Source organism: Salinispora sp. CH2A1_6, from assembly GCF_056820975.1.
On sequence record NZ_JBXEDG010000010.1, the window covers coordinates 381,114 to 407,517 of the forward strand.

General features: G+C 69.0%; 25 protein-coding genes, 4 pseudogenes and 1 riboswitch. Of the genes and pseudogenes, 13 read left to right on the forward strand and 16 right to left on the reverse strand.

The features are described from left to right. Positions 1 to 193: 193 nt before the first annotated feature. Positions 194 to 1,105 carry an EamA family transporter gene (locus AC1UKG_RS15175; RefSeq protein WP_018742526.1) on the reverse strand — a complete coding sequence of 304 codons (912 nt, stop codon included), beginning with the start codon at positions 1,103 to 1,105 and terminating at the stop codon, positions 194 to 196. A gap of 65 nt (positions 1,106 to 1,170) precedes the next feature. On the opposite strand from AC1UKG_RS15175, the gene AC1UKG_RS15180 reads away from it, so the two are divergent. Next, positions 1,171 to 1,659, forward strand: a complete 489-nt coding sequence (locus tag AC1UKG_RS15180; RefSeq protein WP_026271179.1) for an Lrp/AsnC family transcriptional regulator — start codon at positions 1,171 to 1,173, stop codon at positions 1,657 to 1,659. Here the strand turns inward: AC1UKG_RS15180 and AC1UKG_RS15185 are convergent. Further along, on the reverse strand, positions 1,656 to 2,612 hold the full coding sequence (locus AC1UKG_RS15185) for a bifunctional 5,10-methylene-tetrahydrofolate dehydrogenase/5,10-methylene-tetrahydrofolate cyclohydrolase (RefSeq protein WP_018742524.1): 957 nt from the start codon (positions 2,610 to 2,612) through the stop codon (positions 1,656 to 1,658). The two genes, AC1UKG_RS15180 and AC1UKG_RS15185, sit on opposite strands and share 4 nt — an antisense overlap. A 16-nt stretch (positions 2,613 to 2,628) precedes the next feature. Next, a riboswitch (ZMP/ZTP riboswitch) is annotated at positions 2,629 to 2,712 on the reverse strand. Positions 2,713 to 2,857: 145 nt separating this feature from the next. Here AC1UKG_RS15185 and AC1UKG_RS15190 point away from each other — a divergent pair. Next, positions 2,858 to 3,496 carry a class I SAM-dependent methyltransferase gene (locus tag AC1UKG_RS15190; RefSeq protein ID WP_482642529.1) on the forward strand — a complete coding sequence of 213 codons (639 nt, stop codon included), beginning with the start codon at positions 2,858 to 2,860 and terminating at the stop codon, positions 3,494 to 3,496. Positions 3,497 to 3,607: 111 nt separating this feature from the next. Beyond that, positions 3,608 to 4,234 carry a GNAT family N-acetyltransferase gene (locus AC1UKG_RS15195; RefSeq protein WP_018813523.1) on the forward strand — a complete coding sequence of 209 codons (627 nt, stop codon included), beginning with the start codon at positions 3,608 to 3,610 and terminating at the stop codon, positions 4,232 to 4,234. On the opposite strand, the gene AC1UKG_RS15200 is transcribed toward AC1UKG_RS15195, so the two are convergent. Both AC1UKG_RS15200 and AC1UKG_RS15205 read right to left on the reverse strand, forming a co-directional pair. After that, entirely contained in the window at positions 4,183 to 5,454 is a 1,272-nt protein-coding gene (locus AC1UKG_RS15200; protein WP_050565249.1) for a dihydrofolate reductase family protein, read from the reverse strand. The two genes, AC1UKG_RS15195 and AC1UKG_RS15200, sit on opposite strands and share 52 nt — an antisense overlap. A gap of 73 nt (positions 5,455 to 5,527) precedes the next feature. Further along, entirely contained in the window at positions 5,528 to 6,097 is a 570-nt protein-coding gene (locus tag AC1UKG_RS15205; RefSeq protein WP_018742519.1) for a hypothetical protein, read from the reverse strand. Between the two features lie 69 nt (positions 6,098 to 6,166). Between AC1UKG_RS15205 and AC1UKG_RS15210 the strand changes: the two genes are divergently transcribed. The 4 genes from AC1UKG_RS15210 to AC1UKG_RS15225 all read left to right on the forward strand — a co-directional run bounded on the left by AC1UKG_RS15210 (position 6,167) and on the right by AC1UKG_RS15225 (position 9,977). Continuing rightward, positions 6,167 to 6,805: a TetR/AcrR family transcriptional regulator gene (locus AC1UKG_RS15210; RefSeq protein ID WP_018742518.1), complete on the forward strand. Its 639-nt coding sequence runs from the start codon at positions 6,167 to 6,169 to the stop codon at positions 6,803 to 6,805. Positions 6,806 to 6,852: 47 nt separating this feature from the next. Further along, on the forward strand, positions 6,853 to 7,932 hold the full coding sequence (locus AC1UKG_RS15215) for a DNA polymerase III subunit beta family protein (protein WP_482642530.1): 1,080 nt from the start codon (positions 6,853 to 6,855) through the stop codon (positions 7,930 to 7,932). An 8-nt stretch (positions 7,933 to 7,940) separates the two neighbouring features. Beyond that, positions 7,941 to 8,447 carry a hypothetical protein gene (locus tag AC1UKG_RS15220; protein WP_482642531.1) on the forward strand — a complete coding sequence of 169 codons (507 nt, stop codon included), beginning with the start codon at positions 7,941 to 7,943 and terminating at the stop codon, positions 8,445 to 8,447. Between the two features lie 135 nt (positions 8,448 to 8,582). Further along, positions 8,583 to 9,977 carry a cellulase family glycosylhydrolase gene (locus AC1UKG_RS15225; RefSeq protein ID WP_482642532.1) on the forward strand — a complete coding sequence of 465 codons (1,395 nt, stop codon included), beginning with the start codon at positions 8,583 to 8,585 and terminating at the stop codon, positions 9,975 to 9,977. Between the two features lie 313 nt (positions 9,978 to 10,290). Here the strand turns inward: AC1UKG_RS15225 and AC1UKG_RS15230 are convergent, their stop codons facing one another. Continuing rightward, complete coding sequence (locus tag AC1UKG_RS15230; protein ID WP_018742514.1) at positions 10,291 to 11,214, reverse strand: aldo/keto reductase; 924 nt, start codon at positions 11,212 to 11,214, stop codon at positions 10,291 to 10,293. A 502-nt stretch (positions 11,215 to 11,716) separates the two neighbouring features. Between AC1UKG_RS15230 and AC1UKG_RS15235 the strand changes: the two genes are divergently transcribed. Continuing rightward, positions 11,717 to 12,085 carry a VOC family protein gene (locus tag AC1UKG_RS15235; protein WP_018742513.1) on the forward strand — a complete coding sequence of 123 codons (369 nt, stop codon included), beginning with the start codon at positions 11,717 to 11,719 and terminating at the stop codon, positions 12,083 to 12,085. A gap of 127 nt (positions 12,086 to 12,212) precedes the next feature. After that, positions 12,213 to 12,824, forward strand: a pseudogene (locus tag AC1UKG_RS15240) (alpha/beta fold hydrolase); the annotation flags it as partial. Here AC1UKG_RS15240 and AC1UKG_RS15245 read toward each other — a convergent pair. The 9 genes from AC1UKG_RS15245 to AC1UKG_RS15285 all read right to left on the reverse strand — a co-directional run bounded on the left by AC1UKG_RS15245 (position 12,729) and on the right by AC1UKG_RS15285 (position 21,915). Beyond that, positions 12,729 to 13,154: a cupin domain-containing protein gene (locus AC1UKG_RS15245; RefSeq protein WP_018813528.1), complete on the reverse strand. Its 426-nt coding sequence runs from the start codon at positions 13,152 to 13,154 to the stop codon at positions 12,729 to 12,731. The pseudogene AC1UKG_RS15240 and the gene AC1UKG_RS15245 overlap by 96 nt on opposite strands. A gap of 43 nt (positions 13,155 to 13,197) precedes the next feature. Then, the gene (locus AC1UKG_RS15250; protein ID WP_018742511.1) at positions 13,198 to 14,109 is read right to left on the reverse strand and encodes an SDR family oxidoreductase; all 912 of its coding nucleotides are present in this window, start codon (positions 14,107 to 14,109) and stop codon (positions 13,198 to 13,200) included. Beyond that, entirely contained in the window at positions 14,106 to 14,729 is a 624-nt protein-coding gene (locus tag AC1UKG_RS15255) for a TetR/AcrR family transcriptional regulator (RefSeq protein ID WP_482642547.1), read from the reverse strand. The genes AC1UKG_RS15250 and AC1UKG_RS15255 overlap by 4 nt, the downstream gene beginning before the upstream one ends. Positions 14,730 to 14,829: 100 nt before the next feature. Continuing rightward, the gene (locus AC1UKG_RS15260) at positions 14,830 to 16,137 is read right to left on the reverse strand and encodes an MFS transporter (RefSeq protein WP_482642533.1); all 1,308 of its coding nucleotides are present in this window, start codon (positions 16,135 to 16,137) and stop codon (positions 14,830 to 14,832) included. After that, complete coding sequence (locus AC1UKG_RS15265) at positions 16,130 to 17,332, reverse strand: cytochrome P450 family protein (protein ID WP_482642534.1); 1,203 nt, start codon at positions 17,330 to 17,332, stop codon at positions 16,130 to 16,132. Before AC1UKG_RS15265 ends, AC1UKG_RS15260 begins: the two co-directional genes overlap by 8 nt. A 47-nt stretch (positions 17,333 to 17,379) precedes the next feature. Then, the gene (locus AC1UKG_RS15270) at positions 17,380 to 18,057 is read right to left on the reverse strand and encodes a DUF5825 family protein (protein WP_018742507.1); all 678 of its coding nucleotides are present in this window, start codon (positions 18,055 to 18,057) and stop codon (positions 17,380 to 17,382) included. Then, on the reverse strand, positions 18,038 to 19,942 hold the full coding sequence (locus tag AC1UKG_RS15275) for a RiPP maturation radical SAM C-methyltransferase (RefSeq protein WP_482642535.1): 1,905 nt from the start codon (positions 19,940 to 19,942) through the stop codon (positions 18,038 to 18,040). Before AC1UKG_RS15275 ends, AC1UKG_RS15270 begins: the two co-directional genes overlap by 20 nt. 84 nt (positions 19,943 to 20,026) lie before the next feature. Continuing rightward, positions 20,027 to 20,185, reverse strand: coding sequence for a hypothetical protein (locus tag AC1UKG_RS15280; RefSeq protein ID WP_018742505.1), 159 nt, complete (start codon positions 20,183 to 20,185; stop codon positions 20,027 to 20,029). 5 nt (positions 20,186 to 20,190) lie between these two features. Next, entirely contained in the window at positions 20,191 to 21,915 is a 1,725-nt protein-coding gene (locus tag AC1UKG_RS15285; RefSeq protein WP_482642536.1) for an alpha/beta hydrolase family protein, read from the reverse strand. Between the two features lie 257 nt (positions 21,916 to 22,172). On the opposite strand from AC1UKG_RS15285, the gene AC1UKG_RS15290 reads away from it, so the two are divergent. Then, a complete protein-coding gene (locus tag AC1UKG_RS15290) occupies positions 22,173 to 22,607 on the forward strand; it encodes a MauE/DoxX family redox-associated membrane protein (protein WP_482642537.1) in 435 nt (144 codons plus the stop codon). A 43-nt stretch (positions 22,608 to 22,650) separates the two neighbouring features. Here the strand turns inward: AC1UKG_RS15290 and AC1UKG_RS15295 are convergent. Beyond that, positions 22,651 to 23,220, reverse strand: a pseudogene (locus tag AC1UKG_RS15295) (ElyC/SanA/YdcF family protein); the annotation flags it as partial. On the opposite strand from AC1UKG_RS15295, the pseudogene murJ reads away from it, so the two are divergent. After that, positions 23,213 to 24,547 (forward strand): annotated as a pseudogene (murJ, locus tag AC1UKG_RS15300) (murein biosynthesis integral membrane protein MurJ). The pseudogenes AC1UKG_RS15295 and murJ sit on opposite strands and share 8 nt — an antisense overlap. Here murJ and AC1UKG_RS15305 read toward each other — a convergent pair. Beyond that, positions 24,524 to 25,516 (reverse strand): annotated as a pseudogene (locus AC1UKG_RS15305) (DUF6194 family protein); the annotation flags it as partial. The pseudogenes murJ and AC1UKG_RS15305 overlap by 24 nt on opposite strands. Between AC1UKG_RS15305 and AC1UKG_RS15310 the strand changes: the two are divergent. Together AC1UKG_RS15310 and AC1UKG_RS15315 are read left to right on the forward strand one after the other, a co-directional pair. Continuing rightward, positions 25,513 to 25,719, forward strand: a complete 207-nt coding sequence (locus AC1UKG_RS15310) for a hypothetical protein (RefSeq protein ID WP_482642538.1) — start codon at positions 25,513 to 25,515, stop codon at positions 25,717 to 25,719. The pseudogene AC1UKG_RS15305 and the gene AC1UKG_RS15310 sit on opposite strands and share 4 nt — an antisense overlap. Before the next feature lie 416 nt (positions 25,720 to 26,135). Then, a partial coding sequence (locus AC1UKG_RS15315; RefSeq protein WP_482642539.1) for a VOC family protein occupies positions 26,136 to 26,404 on the forward strand: 269 nt, incomplete at its 3' end.

Below are 26,404 nucleotides of genomic sequence, written 5' to 3' on the forward strand. Positions count from 1 at the left end.
GCACGCCCTGGCCGGAACACTGCGGTGTGAGCAGGCCCTCCTGATCGGTTTCCGAGATCGCTGTCAGGCCGTGAGTGTCAGCGTGGCACAGGCGGGCCGACCACGTCTTCGGAAGCACGGCGATCGGGATGGGCCCGGTAGCGGATGCCGCCCCCGCGGTCGTGCCACCACCCTGCGCCGGCGGGCTCGAGCCTCACGCGCGCGCCCGCTGTCGTCGCGGCGGCGCGCCGTCCTGGTGCACGGCGACACCGGCGACCACGAGACCGACCCCGACGATCTCCGGTGCGGTGGGGACCTGGGCCAGTACGACGACCCCGATCACGGTCGCGGTCGCCGGGAACAGGCAGACCAGGAGGGCGTAGGTGGCCCGGGGCAGCCGGGCCATGGCGAGTTGGTCGGTGACGTACGGGATGACCGACGAGGTGACACCGACACCGACCCCGGCCGCCAGGGCGACCACGTCCAAGGCGGCGGGTGCGGCGTCAACGATGCCGACCGGTAGCGCGAGGACGGCGGCGATCAGCATGGACAGCGCGAGACCGTCGATGCCGGACAGCTGTTGACCCCGGGCGACGCGGTGCCCGAGCACAATGTAGGCGGCGAACAGCACGGCGTTGGCCGCGGCGAAGGCGATTCCGAGCGGTTCAGCGACCAGGCGGACGTCGGTGAGCAGATACACCCCGGCAACCGCGCAGATCAACGCGAGCAGGTTTCGGCGGGTTCTGGCCGCGTAGGCCGCCAACACGATGACCGGCAGGAATTCGACTGCGGCGACCGTGCCCAACGGCAGCCGCTCCAGCGCCAGGTAGAAGACGCTGTTCATGGCCGCCAGGACGGCGGCCCACCCGATCAGCAGCCGGCGGGTGAGCCGGTCCAGGTGCCGCCAGCGCCGCCACGGCCGTCGCCACAACGCGAACACCGCGGCCGCGGCGGCGATGCGCAGCCACGCCACGCCCAGGGCGTCCACGCGGACGAAGAGCAGTACCGCGAAGGCTGGACCGAGATAGTGGAACACCGCACCGACGACGACGTAGGCGTGGGGTGGTATCCGCGGTGCGGCCGCCGCCGACGTCCGGGTGTCCGAGCGCAGAACTGATCGTGGCATTCCCCTATCGTCGAAGGTGACAGCACCTAGCACCATGCACAATCGAAGGCTAGAGGAGCATGACGATGACGTATCGTGAGCCCAGACCCCCGACGGGCCTTCCAGATAGCAATTCGTTGCTCGACGACACCAATCGCCGCCTGCTCCGCGTACTGCGGCACGACCCGCGCGCCAGCGCCGCCGAGTTGGCCCGCCAGGTCGGCATGTCCGCGCCGGCGGTGCGGGAGCGGCTGCACCGGCTCGAGAACGCCGGCGTCATCCGCGGCTACCGCGTCGATATCGACCCCGCGGCCCTGGGCCTCCCCGTCGCCGCCTGGGTGCGGATCCAACCCGGTCCAGGCCAGCTGTCAAAGATCACAGAGCTGGCCGACCGCGTTCCGGAGGTCAGTGAATGCCACCGGATCTCCGGCGAGGACTGCTTCCTCCTCAAGGTGCACGTACCCGCCGTCGACGCCCTGGCGGCGGTCCTCGACCAGTTCCTGCTCCACGGCCACACCACCAGTTCCTTCATCGTCTCCACCCCGGTGGCACCCCGTACCCCCGGACGAAGCTAGCTCCCGTCCGACGCGCCCGACCCCGAGGGCCGTACCGGTGTCCGGGTCGGGTGCTCGTCGCCATCGCGGTGCGGTGGCGTCAGCGCCTGCCGTGCCGCCCGCACCGCGTTACGGAACACCATCGCCACCGTCGTCGGGCCGACCCCGCCGACCCGGGGAGTCATCGCCCCCGCCACCGTCGCGCATGCCTCGTCCACGTCTGGCAGCAGCCGCCGCCCCGCGTACCGCACCCCACCACCGACGACAACCGCCCCCGGGCGCAGGTGCTCGGGGCGTACGAGACCCGGCACCCCCGCCGCCGCCACCAGAATCTCGGCCCGGCGGGTGTACCGCGGCCAGTCCGTCACGCCGGTGTGCACCACCGTCACCGCGGCGTTCGCCGTCGGCCGCTTCTGCGCCAGCACCATCGCCAGCGGACGCCCCAACGTGGCCCCCCGACCCAGCACCACCACCTCCCGGCCGGCCACCGGCACCCCGTGGTACGCCAGCAACGCCTCGATTCCCGCCGGCGTACACGGTGCCGGGCCCGGCAGCCCCAACGCCAACCGGCCCAGGTTCACCGGGTGCATCCCGTCCACGTCTTTCTCCGGATCCAGCGCCTGCATCGCCCGGTCGAAGTCCAGGTGCCGGGGAACGGGGTGCTGCACCAACACCCCGTGCACCGCCGTGTCCGCGCTCAACTGTGTCACCACCGCCTGCAGGTCCGCCTGCGACGCCGACTCCGGCAGCTGCACGTGTGGGGAGGCGAACCCCAACTGCTCGGCTTGGCGCTGCTTGATCCGGATGTATCCGACGCTCGCGTCGTCGTCGCCGACCAGCACCGTGGCCAGGGCCGGGGTCATCCCGGCCGCCCGTAACCGGGTGACCTCCTGCGCCACCTCGGTCAGGATCTGCTCGGCTACCGGTCCACCCGGCAGTGACCGGGCGACCGACATCGACATCGACGTGGACATGGTTCACCTCGCCCCCGCGGAAGGCCCAGGCGGTCGACCCTCCGCGACGAGCTCCCCGATGGTCATCCCATCCTCGGTGCCGCCAGTCGCGTCGACCTCAGCCTGCCACAGCCCCACCAGGTGGGGAAAGCCCTTGCCCAGCGCAGCTGCCACCGCCGATCGGATCGGCTGCGTGCGCTGGCCGTTGCCGGCCCGCGGCAGGGCGTGGAAGGCGGCACACGGGCCGTTGGACCGTATCCGAGACAATGACCGACGTGGACGTTCGATATGACGAGGTTCTCGACCCGCTGCGGCAGGCGTATGACACTCGCGCGGCCTGGCGTGACGGGCTGACCAAGCAACCGTGGAAGGTGGCACAGCGTCAGGCGTTCCGGGACCGGCTGGCATCGGGAGCGCGACTGCTGGAGGTCGGCGCGGGCACCGGGCAGGACAGCGCGTTCTTTCAGCAGGAGGGGCTTGTCGTCGTCGCGGCCGACCTGTCGCCGGTGATGGTCGAGCACTGCCGGGCCAAGGGCATCGACGCCCACGTGATGGACTTCCTGCACCTGGACTTTCCGGCCGGCTCCTTCGACGCGGTGTTCGCGATGAACTGCCTGCTGCACGTGCCCAACCACGACCTGCCTGCGGTCCTGACAGCAATCCGGGCCGTCCTGAGCCCCGGCGGCCTCTGCTTCGTCGGGGTGTACGGCGGCGACGAGAGCACCGAGGGTCCCATCGACGGTGACGAGCACGTGCCGCCGCGCTTCTTCTCGTGGCGCACCGACGAACAGCTGCTCGGCTTTGCCACCGCCGCGCAGTTCGACGTGGTGGACTTCCACCTGGTCGATACCGGTTATGGCTACTGCTTCCAGTCGTTGACCCTGCGTCGTCCAGACCGCGACTGAGGATCCGGCAGCAGCGGACCCGTGGGGTCACGGTGCGTCGCGGGTTGGCGGTGGCGGTCTTCGCCGCCGCCGGTCCTGGCACTTCGTCGCCGGGGCACTACGCTGACGAGTGTGAACATCCGTCCCACCCCCTTGGCCGGTGCGATCGTGATGCGTCTGCTGGAGGAGTCCGATGCGGGGCCGCTGAGCGAGGCGTACCTTCTCAATCGTGAGTACCTCCAGCCGTGGGAGCCACGGCGGGCGGATGCCTTCTTCACGTTAGCGGGGCAGCGGAGTCGGGTGCAGGATCAGCTCCGGCTCCTGGAATCAGGCCAGACTCTGCCCTGGGTGTTGGACGAGGGGGGTCGGGTTGTGGGGACGTTGACGCTGTCCAACGTCGCACTCGGACCGTTCCGCAGCGCCAACATCGGCTACTGGATCGACCATGGGTATGCCGGGCGGGGGCTCGCCACCCAGGCTGTCGCGCATGCCTGCCGGCTTGCCGACGAGGTGGCCGACCTTCACCGGCTTGAGGCCGGCACCCACGTGCGCAACACCGGAAGTCAGCGCGTTCTCACCAAAGCGGGGTTCACGCGGATCGGCACCGCGCCCCACTATCTGCACGTCGACGGGGCCTGGCAGGACCATCTGATTTTTCAGCGAATCCTGAACGAACGTCCTCCGCGATGCGGCCGCGTCCAGGAAAGTCAGACCGTCGGGGGGCCGTCGGCCCGGTCGGACGGGTCAGGGCGGGTGTAGCGGAGAAACAGGTTGCCCTGCTCGTCGAGGAGGGACCGGTGGAGCTGCCACTGCCCGCCCGCGGGCTGCCCCGCCGGACCGGCGGTGATCCGCGGGCCGGCCACCGCCAGCAGCTGCGGCGTGATCGTCAGGCAGAGCTCGTCGAGCAGGTCGGCCTGGGCCAGCTGGCCGGCCAGTGCGGGGCCACCTTCGCAGACGATGCGTCGGTGCCCCCGCTGTCGAAGCAGCTGGATCGCCTGGTTGAGGTCGACGTTGTAGTCGCCGGCGACCAGGAGTTCGGCGGCTTCGGCTACCGCCGTGCTGGCCTCGGCCGCCGCAGCGGCGGGGACGATCAGGATCGGCCGTGGCTGGCAGTGACCTCCGATGCCGCGCTGAAACAACGGGCCACTGAGGTCGAGGTCGAGACTGCGGGTGACAACCGCGATGGCCGGATAGGGCGGTAGGCCGTTGGCCCGTCGACGGGCGATCTCGGGAGCCGACAGGGCGGTCTGCCCGTACTGCTCGGCGCGGACCGTGCCCGCCCCCAACAGCAGCAGGTCGGCGTCTCGTTTGATCAGGCGATAGACCCGCTGGTCGCCGCTGCTGGTCAGAGCGGCGCTGGCGCCGTTCACCGCGGCAAGACCGTCGATACTCGACACCGTGACGAGGCGTACGTGCCTTCCGGTGGGGGAGGGCAGTGCGTAGCGTTCGTGAAGTTCGTCCTCGTCCAGGTCGATCAGCCCGGTGGTGGGCCACATGTCGCGGATCCGAGAACCGGCGGCGGGCGGCGGTGGGCCCGCCAGTCGCCACACCAACTCGGCGAGCCGCTCGGTGAGAAGACCCGCAAGGCCGGTGCGGGCCGCGACGTCCGTGCCGCTGGTGCGGCGCCGTTCGAGGGTGTGTCGATGGCCCCGCACCAGGTACTCCAGGCCGTTGCGGTCCATGGCGTAGCACATGTGCTGGCCGTCGATCTCACCCGAGACGGCGACCGCGTCGACACCGAGGTCCCGCTGCGTGTTGGCGATGCCGCGATGGCGGCGACACTGGTCGATCCAGTGCGCCAGGAGGTCGAGCGGGGTGTGCCCACCGACACCGCTGGCGAGGATGGCGGGCACGGCGGGCTTCGGCGGCCGATGGCTGATCGTGAGCAGCGTCGGTGGGCCTCCCCAGCGCCAGGTGGCGTGGAGTTCCTCCAGCACCGACAAGATCGAACTGTTCGTGTCCGGGTGAGCTGATGTCATGCCTGACCGTTTCGCGCTGGTGGTGGTGTGCTGGTCTGGCCCGACCAGCACCGGAACTGCCCGGGTTGACGACTCACCCGGTGGGACCCGCCGCGTCGGCGGTGCGGCGCGGTTCCTGCCGGGGAAACACCGTGTGCGCGAGTGGCCAGAAAACGAGCCAGATCGCCATCGCCAGGCTGAGCCGCCCGATCCACCCCCAGAGCTGCTGGGTCCGCTCGGCGTCGCCGACAAAGGCGATACCAGCGAGCAACAGAGCGCAGGCAACAGCCCAGCCGAGCAGGCCCCGACGCCATTCGCGCCACTCGTGCCGGGTGCGCTCCGGCCCGTACCGTGGGGCCCGAGGCGGCGGGGGCCCGCCCGCGAAACGGTGCGCGAAGCGTACGTCGGCCCAGCGGACCATACGGTGACCGAACGCCACGGAGAAACCGAGGTACGCCGCGGCGAGGCCGTGCGCGGCGGTGGCGGTCCCGCCGCGACGTAGGTCGATCGTCGTGACGGCGAGCAGGACAAGGTCGACCGCCGGGACCGCCAGGAGCAGGGCGGCGCCGACGCGGGGCAGGCGCAGCGGGTATCGGGCCAGCAGTCCGGCCGCGAGTAGCAGCCAGAAGGCCACCTCGCAGGCGACGATTACCGCGACAAGCACCCCGGGACCCCCTTTTTAGTACGCTGTACGATCACAGTAGCAGGGATGTCATCGACTGCCGGAGGAGCCGTGCCGAAGATCGTCGACCACGACGCGCGCCGCGCCGAGCTGGCCGAGGCGATGTGGCGCGTCGTCTACCGCGATGGCGTCGCCGCGGCCACGGTGCGAAGCATCGCTGCCGAGGCCGGCTGGTCTCCCAGCGCGCTGCGGCACTACTTCGCCACCCAGGCCGACTTGTTGATCTTCGCTATGGAGCATGTGATAGCACAGGCGGCCGAACGCTTCGCCGCGGAGAGCTGGACCGGGCCACCCCGCGAGACCGCCCAGCGGGTGCTGGAGGAGTTCCTGCCGCTGGATCGGCAGCGCCGCAGAGCGGCTGAGGTGTGGCTGTGGCTGACCTTGCACGCCCAGGTTGACCCGGCCGCGCAGGCCCGACTCAGCGAGGCCGACGACGGTGTCCGGCGCGTGGTCGACCTCGCCGTTGACGCACTCGCGGCGGCTGGGCTGGTAACTCGGGGTGCTGACCTCGGCGTGGAGAAGGCTCGACTGCACGCCCTGCTCGACGGGCTCACCCTCCACGCGTTGGTGCGTACCGAGCTCATGCCGCCGGGCCGCCTCCGCGTGCTGCTCGCCGAACATCTCGACAGCCTGGCGAACGCCCGGGATGATGCTCGTGTCGTCCGGTCAGCGATCGAATCGGGGCGATAACGCCACCCCTGCTGGCTGTTGACCTTCAGGTTGGTGGAAGGCTCAGGATGGTCGGCGTGGCAGAACAAGACGATCGGATGACGATCGGGGTCCTCGCGCGGGCCGCGAAGGTCAGTACCAGTGCCCTGCGCTTCTACGATGACTGCGGGCTCGTGCGCCCCCGTGCGGTTGACCCGATCACCGGCTACCGGTACTACTCGCCGGAGCAACTCGATGAGGTCACGCTGATCCGCCAACTGCGGAAGGTGGGGCTGCCGCTGGGAGAGGTACGGCAGGTGCTTGCGGGCCCCGCCGGGGTGGCCGAGCAGCTGTTGGCGGCTCACCTGAGTTCGATGGAGCGTGCCGTCGAGGACGCCCGGGTCGCCCTCACCGCCGCGTTGACTCTGATCCGAGACCGAGAAGACGCCGCGCTGGTCCGGTCCGGGCAGTTACTCGCCGAGGCGATCGGGCAGGTGGTGGCGGCCGCCGACCCCAGCGCCGGCATCCCCGCGCTCGCCGGTGTCCTGATCGAGGCGACCCCGGATGAGCTGCGATTGGTGGCGACCGACCGGTATCGGTTGGCGGTCCGGTCGCTGCCGACCGACCGGCGGCAGGCACCGGGGGTGGCTGTTGTTGACGCGGTCCAGCTGGACCGGGCACGACAGTGGATCGGCGACCAGGAGTACCTGCAACTCGGATACGGCGACTCGTGCGTCCAGCTCACCGGGCCCGGTGGTCAACGGCGACTACCGACAATCGCGGGAGCCTTCCCCGCGTACCGGATCGTCCTCGACGGACTGCCCGAGGTGCGGACCCAGGTGGTCGCGCCGCGGGACCTGCTGCTGGCCGCGATCGCCGATGTTCCACAGGTACGCCTCGGCTGTGTGGTGAACACCGACCTGACCGTGACGCCGTCGGCACGTCGGGGGGCTCCGAGAGTGGTTCCCGCCGACATCACCGGAGCGCCGGTGGCGATCAACTTCCGCGTCGCCACGCTGTACCCGGCGCTGGCAGCGGCCAGCATCGGGCCGGACGTGATGCTGCAGATCAGCCAACCCCACCTGCCCGCTGTCGTTCGCTGCGCCGATGACGGCGATATCACCACTGTGGTGATGCCGGTAGCGGCCAGTCCACAATCCGAAGCCTGAGGAGAACGGTGGAACAGTCGCGAATCACGCCCGACGAGACGATGGCGAGCATCGCCAGCGCGGTGGAGCTCGGCCGATCCGGGCAGCGGGTCCAGGCCCGTGCCGCTCTTGCCGCGCTCTGGGCGCAGATCGGCGCCACCGGCGATGCGCTACACCGGTGCACCCTGGCCCACTACCTGGCCGACTTGCAGGACACCGGCCAGGCTGAACTGGAATGGGACGAGCGTGCCCTGGCCGCCGCGCACGCCCTTACCGACGAACGGGCACAGCGGTACGACCACGCGTGGCAGGTGCGGCTGCTCCTGCCCTCGCTGCACCTCAACCTCGCGGATGACCATCGGCGCTTGGGCAATCCCACTCGGGCGCGGAAGCACCTGGCCCAGGCCCGGAGTCTGGTGACGGACCTCCCCGACGACCAGTACGGCGGCGTGATCCGCAGCGGCGTCCAGCACGTTTCTGAAGCCTTGGCGGCCGGTTCGACCCAGCGCCTCGACTCCCACCCGTCAACACCGTAGTCCGGCAGAACCAGGTCACGTTTGTTATAGACAGGTCACGATACAGTTAAGTAGATTAACAAAACGTGCCACGTGGAGTCCCTGTCCCGACACAGCCACGGCCGAGCTGATCGGGCGATGTCTCTAGGAGGACCGATGAAGCTGGGCATGAGGACTGTGGCCCTGGCCGGCGTCGTCGCGGTCGTGGCCGCGGGGGCCATGGTGGCCACCGCCACCGCCACCGCCACCGCCGCGGCCGTGCCGACCGCGACGTTCGTCAAGGTCTCCGACTGGGGTGGCGGTTGGGAAGGCCGATACACCATCACCAACGGGGGAAGCAGCACTCTGCACTCCTGGCAGGTCGACTTCGACCTACCGGCGGGCGCCAGCATCGGCACGTACTGGAATGCGCTGATGGATCGCGACGGGCAGCGTTACCGTTTCACCAACCAGCACTGGAACGGCACGATCGCACCGGGCGCCTCCGCGACGTTCGGCGTCCTCGGCTCCGGCTCCGGTAGTCCGGCCGGCTGCCGGCTCAACGGCCAGCCGTGTCAACCGACAGCTCCTCCGACGACCAGTCCACCCCCACCGCCACCGACCACCGCACCTCCCGGTAGCACGCCGGTTGCGGCGAACGGACAGCTGCGGGTCTGCGGTGAACAGCTCTGTAACGACAACGGCAAGGCCATCCAACTGCGGGGCATGAGCACGCACGGTCTGCAGTGGTACGCCAACTGCGCGACCAACGCCTCCCTTGATGTCCTCGCCCAGCAGTGGGGCGCCGACGTCCTGCGGATCTCGATGTACATCCAGGAAGGCGGCTACGAGACCGACCCGCGTGGCTTCACCGACCTGGTCCACGACTACATCGAGATGGCCACCGCTCGCGGCCTTTACGCGATCGTTGACTGGCACATGCTCACGCCGGGAGACCCCCACCACAACCTGTCGCGCGCGCAGACCTTCTTCGCCGAGATCGCCGACCGGCACCGGGACAAGGTGAACGTCCTCTACGAGATCGCGAACGAGCCGAACGGGGTCAGCTGGGGCGCGGTCAAGAGCTACGCCGACCAGGTCATCCCGGTCATCCGGGAGCGGGACCCGGAAGCTGTGGTGCTTGTCGGCACCCCCGACTGGTCGTCACTCGGGGTCTCCGGCAGTGGCGGCGGAGTGGACGCCATCACCGCCAACCCGGTGGCGGCCAGCAACCTGATGTACGTCTTCCACTTCTACGCGGCCTCGCACGGCGACCTGTACTACAACACCCTGGCGGCGGCGGCCGACCAAATCCCGATCTTCGTGACCGAGTTTGGCACCCAGCAGTACACCGGCGACGGTCCGAACGACTTCGCCATGTCCCAGCGTTACCTTGACCTGATGGCGAGCAAGAAGATCAGTTGGGTCAACTGGAACTACTCCGACGACTTCCGCTCCGGTGCGGTTTTCACCACGGGAACGTGTGCCAGTGGTGACTTCGGTGGCACCGGTCCACTCAAGCCGGCCGGCAGTTGGATCCGTGACCGCATGCGTACCGCTGACGACTTCTGACCGCCCCTTAACCCGGATCACGAACCGCCGCTCCGGTCGCTCAGCTGCCGTGGTGGCGGTTTTCCGGGTGCGGTGGGTGCGGGGAAAGCCACCTCCTGGTCTGTCCGTTCACGTGCTCCAGGCCCCGTGCCGTAGCCGCTGGCGTCGCGGGCCACAGCGGTGGGCGGACAGTCGACATGCGGATGCGTCCCGGGCGTGCGTCGTACCGCGTTGCTCCGCCCCACCGTGCGCCACCACCCCGACGACTGCGCCGCCACGCTGGCGCTGGTCGCCGCTGGCCCAGGCGTCGGGCTGGTGCCCCAACTCGCCTCTTTTACATGCGGACGGCCTGCGACTGGTAGGGCTCTTCGAGATATTCAAGCTGTTTCTCGGTCAGCGTAACGTCTACCGCCGCGACAGCATCATCAATGTGTCGTTCCTTCGTAGCCCCGACGATGGGGGCGGTCACTCCAGACTTACTCAGCAGCCAGGCGAGGCCGATCTGTGCTGGTGGGAGGGCGCACTCCTTGGCGACCTGGGCCACCCGTTGGAGGATCCGTTCGTCGCCGCGCCCGTACAACGCCTCCCTGCGACCGGCGTCGCCGCTGGACTCGCGAGCGGTGGCCGCTGCCGCGGTCGTTCCAGCGCGGGCGACCAGTCCACGGGCCAGCGGGCTCCACGGGATCACGCCGACTCCCTGGTCGCGGCAGAGCGGGATCATCTCCCGTTCTTCTTCCCGGTAGAGCAGGTTGTAGTGATTCTGCATGGAAACGAACCGGGTCCACCCGGACATCTCAGCAGCGTGCTGCGCCTTGGCGAACTGCCAGGCGGCCATGCTGGAGGCACCGATGTACCGGGCCTTTCCGGCGCGCACCACCTCGTGCAAGGCCTCCATCGTTTCCTCGATCGGTGTCTGGTCGTCCCAGCGGTGGATCTGGTAAAGGTCCACATGGTCGGTGCCGAGCCGGCGCAGCGACTCGTCGATCGCAGTGTGGATGTGCTTGCGGGACAACCCACCGTCGTTGGGTCCACTGCCCATCGGAAAGAAGACCTTGGTGGCAAGTACGTAGTCGTCCCGCCGCGGGAAGATCTTGCCGAGCAGACGGCCGGTGACCTCCTCACTCGTTCCGGACGAGTACATATCGGCGGTGTCGAAGAAGGTGACTCCGGCATCCACCGCCCGTCGGACGAGAGGTTCGGCGGCGTCCTCGGTGAGCACCCACCCGTCGCTCTTGCCGCGATCGCCGTAGCTCATCATGCCCAGGCAGATCCGCGATACCTTCAGCCCTGTCCTGCCCAAACGTAGGTACTGCACTCGGCTGGCCCCCCATTCGACAACCAGATCACCGTGACCCTACGGGCAGGTGTGTGGTGGCACGCAGTACCTGAGACCTCCGTCACCTGAAGCTTGCTCGGTGTGGCGTCTTCGCGGTGTCCCCGCTCGGCTACGGGTGTGGCCGGGGTGGTGCCGGAGATGTCCAGCGCCCGGCACCGCGTCGCACGGCTGACGGCGACCGACCATGCGGCACGTCGGCAAACCCACCGCACCTACCCCGGTATGGCCACCGGTTGGCCTCGTCCCGCACCACCGCTGACAGATCCGGTATCCGGTGCGCTACGGATCGGGATCAGACCGCGCGTGGGGTGGCTGTCACTGTCGCGTGGCGGTGGGAGTGTCGTACCCCCTTCCTAGTCTGGGATCCGTCAACCGTTGTGACCCCGGCCCGGTTTTCGGCGGCCGGTTCCCTAAAGGAGTTACGGTGCTCAACCACATTGGCATTCATGTGCGCGACTTCGACGCCAGTCGTGTCTTCTACGATGCTGTCCTGGCCACACTTGGGGGGCGTCGCCTGTTGGAGTCCCCGACTCAGGTCGGCTATGGCACCAGCACTCCTGACTTCTGGCTCTATCCGCTACGCGGCGCGGACGAGGGAACCGAGGTGCACATCGCCTTGACCGCAGCGGACCGGGCTACCGTGCGGGCGTTCCACGACGCCGCGGTGGCGGCCGGGGCGGAGGTGCTGCATGCACCCAGAATCTGGCCGGAATATCACCCGAACTACTTCGGTGCTTTCGTCCGCGATCCGGATGGCAACAACGTCGAGGCGGTCTGCCACGAGCCGGAGTGATCGCCTCCCGGCTACGCCTGGCACACGCGGGGACCGGTGACAGGGTCGTCCTGCGGCATTCCTCGGCGTGCGATCGGCGGGTGTGGGACCCCGGTGGCAGTCGCTGTTGGACGCCGGGTACCGCGTGGTGCGCTGCGACTTCCGGGGTTACGGGCAGACACCGGTGCCGGACGCGCCGAACAACGATGCGGACGATGTACGCGAACTGCTGGACGCACTGGGCATCGCGCAGACGGCCGTCGTCGGCTCCTCCTACGGCGGCCGGGTGGCCCTGGAGTTCGCCCCGCCGAACCGGGTGAGCGCGCTGGCACTGCGCTGCGCCGGCTCACCCCACCAGGGGCCCACCGAGGAGCTGGAGACACCTTCGACGCCGAAGCGAGACGCCGAAGCGGCGGCTCTGGTCGACGCCACCGACCTCGCCGATCGCCACTCCGACGCCCGGCACGTACCACTGCCGTGGGGCAGACACCTCCCGAGCCTTTGCACGCCCCGCCGAGACCGCGACGTTCCTCAAGGTCTTCCTGAACGCGGCCTCCTGCCCCGCCCCTCGCCGACCCCCGGCACCGCGGCGAAATCGAGGGGTGGCCCGCATCTGACAGCCCTGACGCCAAGGGGCCGCCGGAGGCCGCGAACGCGCCGAAGCTCAGCCGATCGGCGGCTCGTCGGCGCCTGCGGTCTTGGCCGCGTCGGCCTCCTCCTTGGTGCGGTGCACCGCCTGGTCGGCGTGCTGCGGCGGGCTGTAGATCGTATAGAGCACCAACGGGTTCTGCCCGGTGTTGACGAAGTTGTGCCGGGTGCCCGCCGGTACCACGACCTGACTGCTCCGAACGATTTCGCGCTTCTCGCCGGCGACCCGCGCTTCACCGGCGCCGCTGACGAAGGTCAGAATCTGGTCCGCATCCTCGTGCACCTCGTCGCCGATCTCCCCTCCGGGCGGGATCGTCATGACCACCAGTTGGAGGTGCTTACCGGTCCACAGCACCCTTCGGAAGTCCGGATTCTTCTCAGCCACCGTCACGATCGTGTTATCAATCATGCCCTTCCCATACCCGTTACGGCCGAACACCATGCCGCTACCGCCACGGTGCGCCTGCGGCGGTAGCGGCCTCGGGTCAGAGTGGCGCCCCAAGGGGTCCGTACTGTTCGGCCAGGTTTTCGGCCCAGTGGGCGGCGAAGTCCGGTTGGCTGCCGTCGGCGTCGGTGAACCCGTACTCCCGGTAGAGGCCCCAGGTGGCCAGGGCGCGGCCGGTCTTGGCCAGGATCTTGGGGTCCGCGGCCAGCGCGGCGACAGCCCGACCGAGGTAGGCCGGGGTTTCGGAGTGGGCGAAGTTCGGGTCCTGGGCCACCCCGTCGTGCCAGTTGGCCTCGGTGACACCGAAGTGTTCCAGCATGGCCTCCGAACGGAGAAAACCCGGTGTGATGGCTACGGCTGCCACGCCGTGGGGCTTGAGCTCGGCCGCCTGGGCGACGGCGAGGCGGATGACCGCAGATTTCGCCAGATCGTAGAAGAGACTGCCGCGGTAGCGGGCGGTGTTGCCGTCGGTCACCTCCACCACCAGGCCGCTGCGGCGGGCGACCAGGAGGGGCAGCGCGTACCGGCTGGTGATGATGTGGGTCTCCACCGCCTGCCGCAGCAGCCGCAGACCGGTGTCCAGATCCTGTTCCCACAGTGGATGTTCCCAGTCGGTGAGCGGATCGCCGCCCCACACCGAATTGACCATGATGTCGAGCTGGCCGTCCTGCTCGACGGCGATCTGGTGGATGAGCGCCTGGACCTCGTCGGGACGGCTGTGGTCGGTCCGCACCGAAATACCCAGTCCGCCGGCGGCGGTGACTCGCTCGGCGGTCTGCTCGATGGTCTCCGGGCGGGCCAGGTCGGAGCGTTCACCGGCGCTGCTTCGTCCGGTGACGTACACCGTCGCGCCGGCGGCGCCGAGCTCGATGGCGATGCCCCGTCCGCCGCCGCGGGTGCCGCCGGCGACCAGGGCGACCTTTCCGGCCAGCGGGCGTTCGTCCGTCGTCATGACTCCTCCAGATCAGGGTTGGCGTGCGGCGGCAGGTGGGGTGCCAGCACGGCGTCGAGTTCCTGCCGGAGCCACTGCTCGAGGCCGCCTTCGCGCTCCAGCGCCCACGTCAGACCGGCGCCGGCGGTGACCGCCTGCACCGTGCGCGCCAGTGCTGCCGGGCTACGGTTGGTGCGGAGCTCGCCGGTGCCCGCTGCCTCCGTGAGTAGCTGCTCGATCATTCGTTGCTGAGTGTGGTGAATGGCCAGGGCGCGGTCGTAGAGCTGCGGATCACCAAGATCCATGCACAGGAACGCCAGGTGATTGGCGTAGCTCTCCGGGGTGTTCAGCGCCGCCACGGACCGCACCATCAGCGTCGCCAGGGCCCCGAGCGCCGAGTCGTGCGTGCGACGCACGTGCCCAACCAGCTCGCTGATGTCCTTCTCCGCCTGATCGGCGAGGGCGAGGAGTAGGCCATGTTTGGAGCCGAATCGTTGCACCAGGGTCGCCGGGGCCAGTCCGACCTCGCGCGCGACGGCGGCCAACGTGAGACCCGCCGGACCCACCTGACCCATGACCTGTGTCGTCGCACGAAGGATCACCGCATCGTCAACTCCGCGCGGGCGTCCCACCAGCACCACCCCAACATTAATAAATGACCGTTCATTCATTAAAGCAGGTGGAGTCGTCCCGGGCAAATCTCGCCGCTGCCGGTAGCCACGTCCGCTGGTCAGGGCCGACTTACCCGCACCGCTGCCGTAGTTCCCGGCTGGCCAAGCCGTAGCCGAACGCCGCCAACAGCGCTGCCGCCGTGGCGAGGAAGATCGCCGTGCTGCCATAGGCTTCGGCCACCAGACCAGCGACGATCGTGGAGAGCGGAAACAGACTCAACGCAGCGAAGACGATCGCGCTCATCACCCGGCCGAGTAGGTGCGGCGCGGTACTCTGCTGCACGATCGTGATCACCAGTACGTTCGTGACGGTGCTGGCGAGGCCGGCCACCGAAAGCGCCACCACAGCGCCGAGATAGCCGGCTAAGGGCACCAACGCGACAGCCCCACCCAACACCAGGCCCGAGACCATCGCCGTCGATCCGCGTCGGGGCAACCCCGCCAACCCGGCAGAGCAGAGCCCACCCACCAGCGAGCCGGCCGTGAAGGCGGCGAGCAGACCGCCCAGCCCGCCCGCGCCGGCGGCGAAGTCGTCGTTGTTCAGCGACGGTAGACCGACCCGGACCATTCCGCCGACGGTAAGGTTGGCGGTCGCGGTGACCAACAGCACGGTACGCAACAGTGCCGACTCACGAAGTAGCTGCCAGAACCCGATCTCGGGACCAGCCAGCGGCGGAGTCCCATCGGCCGGCTCCAGCGGCGGCGATGCGCCGCCACCTTTAGCGGCCGCCACCGGCATCGCCGCAGCGCGCCCCACACCGCCGATCATCGCCAGGCAGGCCGCCGAAACGGCGAAGGTCACCGCGTCCACACCGAACGCCACCGCTGGCGAAAGGGCGATCACCACGAGCCCGGCCGCCCCCGGACCGATCATTCCGGCCGCGAAGGTAGCAGTGCTGTGTAACCCGTTGCCGGCCTGCAACTGATCGGCGGGCAGTAACCGCGGGGTGATCGCGTAGGCAGCGGGCTGGAACAGCCCGGCGCCCAGCCCGGTGCCCGCCACCAACACCGCTGCGGCGAACATGCCGCCAGCCCCGGTCACGGCGACCACGACGATGCCGGCGGTGAAGAGAACCCGAATCAGATCAGAGATCAGCATCACCGGCCACGGGCCGATCCGGTCGGAGAAGATCCCGCCCAGCGGCGTCGTCGCCAGCCGGCACAGCCCGTAGCCGGCCACCAGTAGGCCGAGATCGCGCGCGCCGCCGCCGAGCTGGTAGACCAGGAACGGAAGCGCCACCGTGTGAAAGGCATCGCCAAAGACAGAGATCAGTTCGGCCGCGAACAGCAGCCGGTAGCCGCGGGTGCGCAGGGGAGCGAAGCTGAGCTGCGGCCGGAACCGGCGAGTGATGGAGGTGACCGCCGTAGCCTCAGCCATGGAGGGATACCGGAAGTGACTCCAGTCCACGCAACATGATCGTGTCTCGCCATTGGAGCTGACGTACCTCGGCGGCGAGCGCCAGCTTCGGGTGCCGCCGCAGCAAGGCGCCGAGAGCCACCTCACCTTCGAGTTTGCCGAGAAACGCGCCGAGGCAACGGTGCAGGCCGTGGCCGAAGGCGAGATGTCCGGTGTCGCGCCGATCGAGGATCAACCGGTCGGCGGCCGGAAAACGGTCGGGGTCCCGGTTGGCGCCGCCGAGCGACACCAGCACCAGCTCACCGGCGGGAATCACGACATCGTCAACAGTGACCGGCGTGGTGGTGAACCGTAGCGTTGCCATGGCGACCGGGGACTCGTAGCGGAGGAATTCGTCTATCGCCTCCGGCAGTGCGTGCTGGTTCGCCAACAGCCACCGGTGCTGGTCGGGATCGCGCAACAGGGCGAGGGTGGCGGTGCCGAGCAGGTTGACGGTCGTCTCGTGCCCACCGATCAGGAGCAGGAAGACCATGCCGACGATTTCGTCGTCGGTGAGCTGGCCCGCGTCACGCGCGGTCAACAACTCCGTCAGCAGGTCGTCGCCGGGCCGGGAGCGTCGTAAACGTAGCTGAACCGCGATGTAGTCGGTCATTTCCCGCAGCGCCGTGGCGAAGACGGCAGGATCGTCGTCGTGCGTCAGGATCGCGGTTGACCAGGACCGGTAGGCGTTTCGCTCCTCGGCTGGGAAGCCGAGCAGCTCACAGATGACCAACATTGGCAGCGGGAAGGCGAGGTCCTGCACCAGGTCCACCGTCTTTCGACCGGCGAGTCCGTCCAGCAACGAGGTGGTGATCCGTTCCACCAGTGGCCGCATCGCCGCCACCCGCCGAGCAGTGAACGCGCCCTGAACGTGGCGCCGCAACCGGGTGTGGTCCGGTGGGTCGCTGTTGAGCATGTGGACGATGTCACCGCCGAGGGTAACCCCGGCCACCCGGTTGTCGGCCAGGGCCTGGGCGCGGCGGGCGTCCTGCCCGAATCGTGGGTCGGCCAGCGCCGCCCGCACCTCCCGGTAGCGGGCGATGACCCACATCGGAACGCCTTCGTCGCTGTGCAGGATCGATACCGGGCCGTTGGCGCGGATGCGGGCCAACGTCGGGTACGGATCGGCGATATACGGCACCGGTGGCGGGGCCGACGTGCCGGTCACGGTCTCCACGGCTCTCCTAGCGGTCGGGGGTGGTGGTCGGCGAGAGAAGGGCCTGCCTACACGCTCAGGGCAGGAGAGGGCCACCGGTATGCCCGGGTCGGCAGCCACCACAGATACCCGGACTGCTCGACGATCAGCCGTGCCTCGGTCAGCTCCCGGCGTACGGGAACGGGTAGCTGACCGGCCGGGACACCCTCCGCCAACTCGGTGATCGCCGTCAGGTGCGCTGGTTCGTCGATGGTGTACATCTCCAGGGTGCCGAGCCGCCGGTCGCGTACCTCGGTGAACCCCGGGCCACGCCGGGACACGCACATCCCCAGAAAGAACGACGTCTGCCAGCCCCGAACCGCCGCGTCGTCGCCGACACCATCCACTCGAGCCGGCGGATACAGATGGTTGAACAATCCTCGACCCGCGCAGCCGTCGTGACAACGGGCGACCCATTCGACCGAGATCGCGTAGGCGGTCAGCTCCCGGAGCAACACCAGGGTGCGGGCGGCGACGACGCCCGCGTCCGGACACAGGTCGACCGGGTCGGCGAGCCGGACCCGCCGGACGCCGAGGTGGTAGAACTCCGCGACGAGGGGTTCCCACGCGCCAGTGATCTGTCGGGTACCGAGAGACATTCCCGGGACTCGGGCGGTGGTGGGCTCGTAGTCGCGGGACAATTCGATCTCGACCCTGCTCGCGCTCCACTCGGTCATCTCGGCGAGCTCAGGCGACGACGGTGGCACGCGATTCCTCCTCGAGTCGCCGGGCGACAGCTCGGCGGTGATCGATCCGAGTCAGTACCTGATTGTGGGACTCCACAGCGAGGTGCACCTGGTAGCCACCGTCGTGAAACAGCAGGCCCAGCGCCGTCCACCGGGACAGCAGCGGCTCGACGGCCGCCGCCCCGCCGGGTACCTTCGCGACGAGGGTCGCGACCGTACGGGGCTGGCTCAGGAGCCGAAACAGTTCGATCTCGGCGGGTGTGGTCAGCTCCAGCACCGTCCAGTCATAGCTGGCGCGTCGGCTGACCAACACGATCCGGTCGGCAAGCTCCTGGTAGGTGAGCCGGCTGATCGGATACTGCGCCTGCCAGCTGCCGAGTGCCGCGTCGAGGTCGGCAGCCTGGGCCCCGTCGATGCCGTTCGGCGCCGACGTGAAGACGTACGCCAGGTCGGCGAGTTCGGTCTCGGGCAGCTGGTAGATCTCGGTGTACTGGGGTGCCGGCCGCAGGGTCGCGAACCCCAGTTCCGGGCGGTCGAAGTAGGGGCTGTACCGCTCGATGGCGATCCGGGTGGAGCTGATCGGCGGCTCAAGATGGTGCAGGGCCGGCAGCTGCGCGACAATGCTGGTGTAGTCGTGCGCCGTCTCACCGGGGAACCCGTACAGGTAGTTCCAGCTCGCAGTAACCCCGGCACTCTGCGCGTCGCGCAACGCTCGTACGTTCTGGCAACCGGTGACACCCTTGTCCATCAGCCGCAGCACGTTGCTGCTGAGGTTTTCCACCCCGGGCTGTACCTGCACCGCACCGCCGTCGCTCAGCTGCTGGAAGTGGTGCCGGCGCAGGTTGGCCTTGACTTCGAAGTGAAGGCGCAGATCGTAGTCCGATTCGGCCAGCCACCGCAGCACCGTGTCGAAATAGGCCATGTCCAGGATGTTGTCCACGACGATGAAGTCGAGCAGTTGGTGGCGGCGTGCCAGGTCGAGAAGTTCGTCGAGGAACCGGGCCGGGCTCTTGCTCCGAAACTGCATGAACGACCCGTTGAGTCCGCAGAACGTACAGTGGTGCTTCTCGCCCCACCAGCACCCGCGGGAGCCTTCGACGACCAGCTTGGGCGCTACCCAGTCCGCCGCCGCCGACGCGTCCAGTCGCTCAAGGTAGCCGGTGTAGTCGGGCGCGACGATGTGGGTTGGCGGCAGGGGAGTGGACGACATCGGGTTGGCCCGTCCCGTCCCGTCCCGGTCCCGCCAGCACAGGCCGGCGATTCTTGCCAGCTCCGTCCGGTCGGGTGCGGCGGTCAGCGGATCGAGCGCGTCCAGTAGGTGCGGGAAGGCGACCTCGCCCTCACCCCGCACGACGTAGTCGACGTAGGGGAAGTTGCGGTGCAGTGCCGCCCCCTGCGGCCCGTCGCAGTTGGCGCCGCCGAACACGATCCGGGTCTGCGGCCGTAGTTGCTTCAGCAGCCGGGCGACGGCAAGGCTGGCGGCATTCTGCTGGAAGGTGGTGGTGAAACCGACGACATCGGGCGTCATCGCCGCCAGTTCGGTCGTGAGCCCCCGGATGAATTCGGGCACCACCCGGTGCATCGACCCGGTCCGGGCGATCTCGGCGTCGGCCGTGCCGTTGCCGGCCAGCAGCCGGGCGTAGGAGTCGAACGACCGGTCTGCGTCGTCGAGCAGGCCGGAGAAGACCCAGTCGCCGGCGCCGAGGAAGTAGGAGGATTCCGAGAAGTACTGATAGTCGGCCAACGTGAGGTTGGTGACTCGGGCCGCCCAGTCCACGAAGTCGAGGTTCGCGTAGCGGACCTCGACTTCGTGGCCACCCCGGCTGGCTGCCGTACGCAGGATGCCCAGCGCCAGCGACGGAACGTCGATCGAACCCCACGGCATGCTGACCAGGACGACCTTCATCGCGGATCCTTCCGTTGGTGGGCTTCGTTCCGGAGCGGGCTGCTCCGGAACGAAGCCGTCGAACTCGCGGTCACCACCTGGGGGCTAGTCGCTGACCGCCACCTTGTCGGCCGCTGGATCGGTCCCGCCGCTCCGTTCGGCCGCGACCGCCCGGTCCATGTCGAGGAACATCTTCACCACGACCGCCCCGCGCTCCCGCTCGTTGGTGGCGATCGGGTCATGCCGTACGCTGCGTCGCTTCATGTGATTCACCTCCCTCCCTGGCTGGTTGGCTGATACGGACGGCCGTCCGCTGCGGCCGCCCGGGTTCGGTCCGGTCCCAGTGCCTGGCCGGCGTACCGGAGCAACTCATCGAACGCGCGGGTCTGGCTGGCGGCGTCGCCGAGGTGACCGCCGGACATCCAGTGCAGGTGGTGCGGCACCCGACGGTGGCGTAGCGCAGCGACGTAGCGCCGCACCTGGCCCGGCGGGCAGCGGTCATCGTCCCTGGCGGCAGCGATGAACAGGGGGCCACGTACCTGGTCCAGGTAGGTCATCGGATTGGCCGCACGGTATCGCTGCGGTACGTCGTCGGGCCCGCCGCCGAAGAGTTCGTCGTCGACCTCGCGCAGCGCCGCCGTGGTGCCGCGGTAGGCGGCCGGGTAGTCGGCGATGGGGGCGACGGCGAGGCCGACCGACCAGTCGGCCGGTGCGACTCCCATCGCGAGAAGAACCAGGTACCCGCCCCACGAGTATCCGCACAGGCCGACCCGACCCGGTTCGGCGACGTCGTGGTGGAGCAGGTGTTGGCGTACCGAGGCGAGGTCGTCCAGCTGCGCCAGCCCGACTCGTTGGTCGAATCCCCGTTGCCACTGCGGCCCGTACCCGGTCGATCCCCGGTAGTTGGTACGCACCACCGCGTACCCGGCGCGTACCAGCAGTTCAACCCGAGGGTCGTAGGCGTCGCGGTCGTGCAGGGACGGCCCACCGTGGACCAGGAACAGGGTCGGCCACGGCCCGGCACCGGGCGGGGTGGCGAGGAAACTGTGGATCCGACCGTAGGGCTGAGTGGTCCACAGTTCGCTGCGCCGGGTCGTTCCGGTCGGTTGCGCCGGGCCAGCCGCTCGCGGTGACCCCCGGGCTGCGGTGCCGGGCCCGACGACCCGGCGCTGGGGCGGTACCGACCCAGTGGTCCAGACATAGTGGATGTCTCCGCCGGGGGCGCAGGTCAGATCCAGGATCGTGCCGGGTGGGGTGGCGATGGTCGCGGGTTCACCGCTGGTGAGGTCGGCCAGTAGGAGCCGGCTGCGACCGGCATGGTCGTGTTGGATGAGCACCTGCCCGTCCGCGCCGTACCAGTGGGCGGTGACCTCGGTGTCGTAGGAGAGGGCCGCTGCCAGTGCGATACCCCGGTCCTGCTGCCAGGTACCGACCTGGTAGCGCTCTGGTGTTTCGACAATGACCAGCAGCTGCGGCTGGGATCGGTCGCCGGGGCGGAACTCGAGCGCCCAGATTCGCCGGTGGTGGCTGCCAGCGACGACGTCGAGCCGACCGTCGCTGAGGTGAATAACACTGATTGCCCGGTCGCTGTCGGCCCGCCCGGCCAGTGCGACCGTCGCTCCGTCAGCGGTCAGGTCGACCAGTGTCGCGTAGCCCGCCGCAGCGGCTACCAGCTGCCCGGCTCCGCCGGGTCTGCCCACGTAGCACCGGGTCTCGGTTTCGGTGCCGATGCCGACTGCGACCCGACCGCCGGCAGCGTCGAAGGCGATCCCGGCCTGTCGCCCGGGCGGCAGGCCGGTGAGGGCGGCGGGTGGTGTCGTCGGGTCGGTAGGGGTCGGCCGGAACGGTTGCCGCCGCCAGAGCCCGATCCCCGCCGGGTTCGCGTCGAACCACCAGAAGTGCCGGCCGTCTGGTTCGATGTCGTAGGCGGTCACGCCGTTCGGGGCGGTGGTGCGGACCTGCCGCTGGTCGGTGCGCCGGTCCCGGGTCAGCACCTGGGTCAGGCCTTTGTCGACGCGGACTTCGACGGATCTTTCAGGCCGCTGGGCAGCAAAGGCAGGCGCGTAAGTAATGTGCACAGTCACCCCGATCCAGGCCAGGCACCTACCGGATCGTAATCGATCAATTTCATTCGGTAAATAGTCGGTCGGGGATTTGCTGCCTGGTGTTTCGGAATAGCTTCCCAAGCTAGAAAGCCGTTATTTATCTTGTTTTTGGTGCTAAAGCTGGGTTCTACCGTTAGCGTCGGCTCATGTGGCTTCGTGCTGTCCTGGGTGCCATCCTCACGGCGATGGGAGCCGGCCAGCTTGCGTCGTGGCCGGTGCTGCCGGACATCTTCGCCGCGTACGAGATCGCGCCCGCGGCGGCGTTGCCGTGGCTGGCCGCGGTGCTGATCCTGGCGGAGCTGGCCGGTGGGCTCTGGCTACTGACCCGACCGCGGTCATGCGCGCTGACCCCGGTCTGGATCTACACGGCGGTGGCGGTGACCTGGGCCAGCCTGGCGGCACAGGCGTTTGTGCGGGGGTTGACGGTCGACAACTGCGGTTGCTTCGGGCGCTTCTTGACCCAGGGACTCGGCTGGTTGGTGTTGCTGCAGGACGCCCTGCTGCTGCTCTACGCCGGACTGCTACTGCGCGCCACCCGCAAGGCCCGGGCGCGGTCGGCAGCAGTCGCGGCGACCGGCTGAGAGAAGCGGCGCAGCGGAGTCGGCGCCGCTTCCTCCGAACAGCTCAGTCCACGACCCAGCCAGACCCATGGTTGCTCCACCACCAGGAGAGGTACCGCCGCAGCTCCAGCGGTGTGGCGAGCCAGCCCTTGTCCAGATAGGTGAGGATGCGCTTCACCTCGCCGGGAACCAGGTCCTCGGAGGTGACGCCGGTCTCCGGGATCGGCGTCTGTGGGGCGACCGCCGCGGGAGCGGGAACGACGGGTATGCGGATGCCACGTCTTTCCAACTCCTTCAGGACGGTGAGATAGAACCTCGGCAGATGGTAGGGGGAGGTGGTGAGTGCGATGCTGGTGATGTCACTGCCCTGCACCTGGTCAGCGATCCAGGCGGCCTGCCGGCCGGTGTTGGGTGACGGGTCCGCCTGTAGCTGGAGCCCCTCCCGACGACGGAGGCCGAGGCCACGTAGGTAGTCGAGGGTGACCTCGGTGTAGGTCTTCTCCGCTGGGTTCCCGCTCGTGACCAGCAGGTGGCGGAGGCGAGGGCTTGCCTCCCAAACCCGGATCGCATGGGTGAAGCGCCACTCTTCCCCCTGGCCGGTCGCCACTGCGACGGCGTCGACGTGGCTGGTAGCCGTCGCGTTGGTATCCCGGGGCCGTCGGCTTCGTCCGGCTGGTGGTGCTGGCCTCCGCGCTGGGAATGGGGAGTCGTCTGCTGGACAGCTACAACGTGGCGAACACCCTGCCCAACGCCGTCTACGAGCTTGTCCTCGGAGGTGCGATGGCCAGCGTGGTGGTGCCACTGCCGGCGCGGTGCTCAACACCCGGGGCCGGTTCGCTGCGCCGATGTGGGCGCCGGTTGTCAACAGTCTGATGGTGATCGCTGTCGGGTTGACGTACCTGGCGATCGGCGGCACCACCAGCATCCCGTCGATGTCCACCGGGCAGCTGGTGTTGCTCGCCGTGGGCACCACCGCGGGCGTCTTCGCCCAGATGGCCCTGGTGGTGTGGGCGTTGGCATGCAGCGGCTTCACCCTTCGGCCCCGGCTTGACCCACGGGGCATCGGGATCCGCCGAATCGGTCGGCTCGGCGGCTGGGTCCTCGTGTCCGTCGTCGCCGCGCAGATCCTGCTCGCGGTGGCCACCCGGGTCGCCTCGACCAGCGGACCGGGCGGGGTGAGCGCCTTCCAGAATGCGCTGGCGGTGTTCCAGATGCCGTTCGGGGTCCTCGTCATGTCGGTGCTGACCGCCATGCTGCCCCGGCTCAGTCGCCACGCCGCCAGCCGCCAACACGCCCACATCGTCGAGGACCTCACCCAGGCGGTACGGCTGGCTGTCGTCGCTCTCGCCCCGATAGCGGTTGCCATGACGGTGCTCGGCCCGCAGATCGCCACGCTGCTGTTCGCCTACGGACGCAGTTCACCGTCGGCGATCGCGCTGCTGGGCGCGGTGGTGGCAGCCTTCGGGGTGGCCCTGGTGCCGTTCACCGGCTTCATGATTCTGCAACGCGGGTTCTACCCCCTGCAGGACACCAGGACCCCCGCGATCATCACCGTTGGAGTCACCGCCGTCGGCGTGGCCGGATGCCTTGCCGCGTCGCGGCTACTGCCCCGCGCCAACGCCGTGGTCGGTGTCCCCCTCGCGTACGCGGTCGCGTACACGGTGGGCCTCGCCGCTGCCGCCCTTCTCCTGCGCCGCCGACTGGGCCGCATCGACGGGCACCGGCTACTTGGTACGGCTGCCCGGGTGGCGGTCGCCGGCGGCCTCTCCGGTAGCTGTGGTGGCCTCACGGTCTACGCCCTCGCCCCACTGCGCGACTCTCCGAACAGCGGGGCGCTGATCACCGTGACCACGGCGGGCATCATCGGCTGCGCCGTCTACGTTGCGGTGGCCCGCCTGGTGCACCTCACCGAGCTGCGGCAACTCGTGACAACCGCCCTAGCCGGCAGCAGATTCTGCTGATCTGCTGCGGGAGCGAGCCCGAGCCACCAGCCGGGTCACCTCCGCCACGGTGGCCGGGCCCGGATTGACCACGCTGACCCAACCCTGCACGGCGTAGACCGGATGGGGCAGCAGGCGGTCCGTCTCCGCGAAGTCGAGCCGGTCGCGGTGTAGGGCGAACTCCTCCGGGCCGTAGCCGAACAGGTTGTGGAACTCGGTGCGTCCCACCTCGATGTTCAGCCGGTACCGTCCGGGGTCGGCCAGGCGGGACCGCTCGTCGAAGCCCGGGGTGTCGTGCCCGACGATCGTGGCGAACGGTCGCGCCCGGTCCGCGCCGGTGAAGAAGAACCGGTCGCCCCAGGTGTGGGGCGGGTGCTCAGGGCCCGGCGGGATCCGGGTCTCGGTCACCCCCGTCAGGCCGGCGATCCGGGCCGCGTCGGCCGCCCCCGGTTCGGAACCGATGTGCAGGATCGCGTCGCACGTCCCGACCGTCGCCGCTTCCAGTGACGACAGCCCGAGCAGGTCGGCTGCGCGTTCCCGGAGCTCGTCGCCGGTGGGCGGCGGGAAGATCCCGGTCTCGGCGCCGAGTTGGTGCTCGTAGGTGTCGGGCTCCGGTGGCCCGAGACCGAGCGGGCCGCTCGCCCCGAGACTGCCGGCCACGTACACGTACCTTCCGCCGAGCGAGGCCGACACGATCGAGCCGGCGCCGTTCCACTGGAAGGCCAGGTCCTGGCCCTCCCAGTGGCTGTCCCACCGGCCCGGGTGCCGTTGCAGGTGGAGGTTGTGGGCGGAGACCAGGACCGGCCCCCGGTCCCGTTCGCGGGTAAGGATGTCCAGCAGATTTTGCGCCATCAGGGCATCCCGGACGGCGAGCAGGCGACCGATGCGCTGCGACTGGGTGCCCGGTACGGCCATCGCGCCGTGGTAGGTGAGCAGGCCGACAACCACGCTGGCGAGGACCGTGGCGCGGTTCCAGGACTCCAGCGATGTCTACCCAGATATTCAAGGAACTGCGGCTCCTGCAGACGTTGGCCGAGACCAAACGGGGGCACACATCGCAGCTGAAAATCGCTTTCCGCAACCACTTTGAGCTATCCGACAAAGGCGCGGCCACGGCGTTGCACATGCTGGAGCACCTGCGTGACCTTGAAGCCCAGCACCTCTCCACCAAACGCGAGGCGACCGGTGAATGAGCGGACCCGCAGCAACCGCTGGTGCGGTAGACGGGCCTCTGATGCTGGCGGCATCACCCAGGTGCTCATCGCACCGGACCTGGCCATCGCACCCGCATACCGCTCGGCACGCTCATAGTGGGCGTTGAAGAGGCCTGACTCGTTCTCTCTTAAGCGGCTCTCGGCGAAGCCTTCGTAGTCCGGCCCTCATCGCGTCCTCGCTCTGGGTGCCGGTCGGGCGGGATGACCGGTCTATGGTGGCACGGTTCCCCTCCCTGCGTTGTCAACGTGGCGAACGGCGAGGCGATCATCGCCGAAGCGGCATGGAGGCCCTGGTCCGGATCGCCGGCTGCCGCCCGCCCCGCAGGTCAATGGGCTGTCCGGCCGCCGGCCGGTGCGAGGATGTCGACCATGATCCGGGGAGCGAGGTGCGATCAATGATCGCCGAGCTGGAGTGTGTCGTTCTGGACTGTCCGGATCCGCCCGGGCTGGCCGAGTTCTACCAGGGGCTGCTCGGTGGGGAGGTCAACCAGGTTGATCCACGGTGGAATACCGACGACGACTGGGCCACCCTGCACACCCCCACCGGGTTCGTCCTCGCCTTCCAACGGGTCGCTACCTATCAGCGGCCGCGTTGGCCCGCTCCGGACCATCCGCAGCAGTTGCACCTCGACTTCCGAGTTGTCGACCTCGATATGGCGGAGCA

What these genes read in the sequence shown, in the direction of transcription:
- AC1UKG_RS15225 (WP_482642532.1), top strand. Translation starts at nt 8,583, where the DNA reads ATGAAGCTGGGCATGAGGACTGTGGCCCTGGCCGGCGTCGTCGCGGTC.
- AC1UKG_RS15180 (WP_026271179.1), top strand. Translation starts at nt 1,171, where the DNA reads ATGACGTATCGTGAGCCCAGACCCCCGACGGGCCTTCCAGATAGCAAT.
- AC1UKG_RS15230 (WP_018742514.1), bottom strand. Translation starts at nt 11,214, where the DNA reads ATGATGAGCTACGGCGATCGCGGCAAGAGCGACGGGTGGGTGCTCACC.
- AC1UKG_RS15175 (WP_018742526.1), bottom strand. Translation starts at nt 1,105, where the DNA reads ATGCCACGATCAGTTCTGCGCTCGGACACCCGGACGTCGGCGGCGGCC.
- AC1UKG_RS15245 (WP_018813528.1), bottom strand. Translation starts at nt 13,154, where the DNA reads ATGGTGTTCGGCCGTAACGGGTATGGGAAGGGCATGATTGATAACACG.
- AC1UKG_RS15260 (WP_482642533.1), bottom strand. Translation starts at nt 16,137, where the DNA reads ATGGCTGAGGCTACGGCGGTCACCTCCATCACTCGCCGGTTCCGGCCG.
- AC1UKG_RS15310 (WP_482642538.1), top strand. Translation starts at nt 25,513, where the DNA reads ATGTCTACCCAGATATTCAAGGAACTGCGGCTCCTGCAGACGTTGGCC.
- AC1UKG_RS15190 (WP_482642529.1), top strand. Translation starts at nt 2,858, where the DNA reads ATGACCGACGTGGACGTTCGATATGACGAGGTTCTCGACCCGCTGCGG.
- AC1UKG_RS15215 (WP_482642530.1), top strand. Translation starts at nt 6,853, where the DNA reads ATGGTCGGCGTGGCAGAACAAGACGATCGGATGACGATCGGGGTCCTC.
- AC1UKG_RS15290 (WP_482642537.1), top strand. Translation starts at nt 22,173, where the DNA reads ATGTGGCTTCGTGCTGTCCTGGGTGCCATCCTCACGGCGATGGGAGCC.
- AC1UKG_RS15185 (WP_018742524.1), bottom strand. Translation starts at nt 2,612, where the DNA reads ATGTCCACGTCGATGTCGATGTCGGTCGCCCGGTCACTGCCGGGTGGA.
- AC1UKG_RS15280 (WP_018742505.1), bottom strand. Translation starts at nt 20,185, where the DNA reads ATGAAGCGACGCAGCGTACGGCATGACCCGATCGCCACCAACGAGCGG.
- AC1UKG_RS15200 (WP_050565249.1), bottom strand. Translation starts at nt 5,454, where the DNA reads ATGACATCAGCTCACCCGGACACGAACAGTTCGATCTTGTCGGTGCTG.
- AC1UKG_RS15250 (WP_018742511.1), bottom strand. Translation starts at nt 14,109, where the DNA reads ATGACGACGGACGAACGCCCGCTGGCCGGAAAGGTCGCCCTGGTCGCC.
- AC1UKG_RS15275 (WP_482642535.1), bottom strand. Translation starts at nt 19,942, where the DNA reads ATGAAGGTCGTCCTGGTCAGCATGCCGTGGGGTTCGATCGACGTTCCG.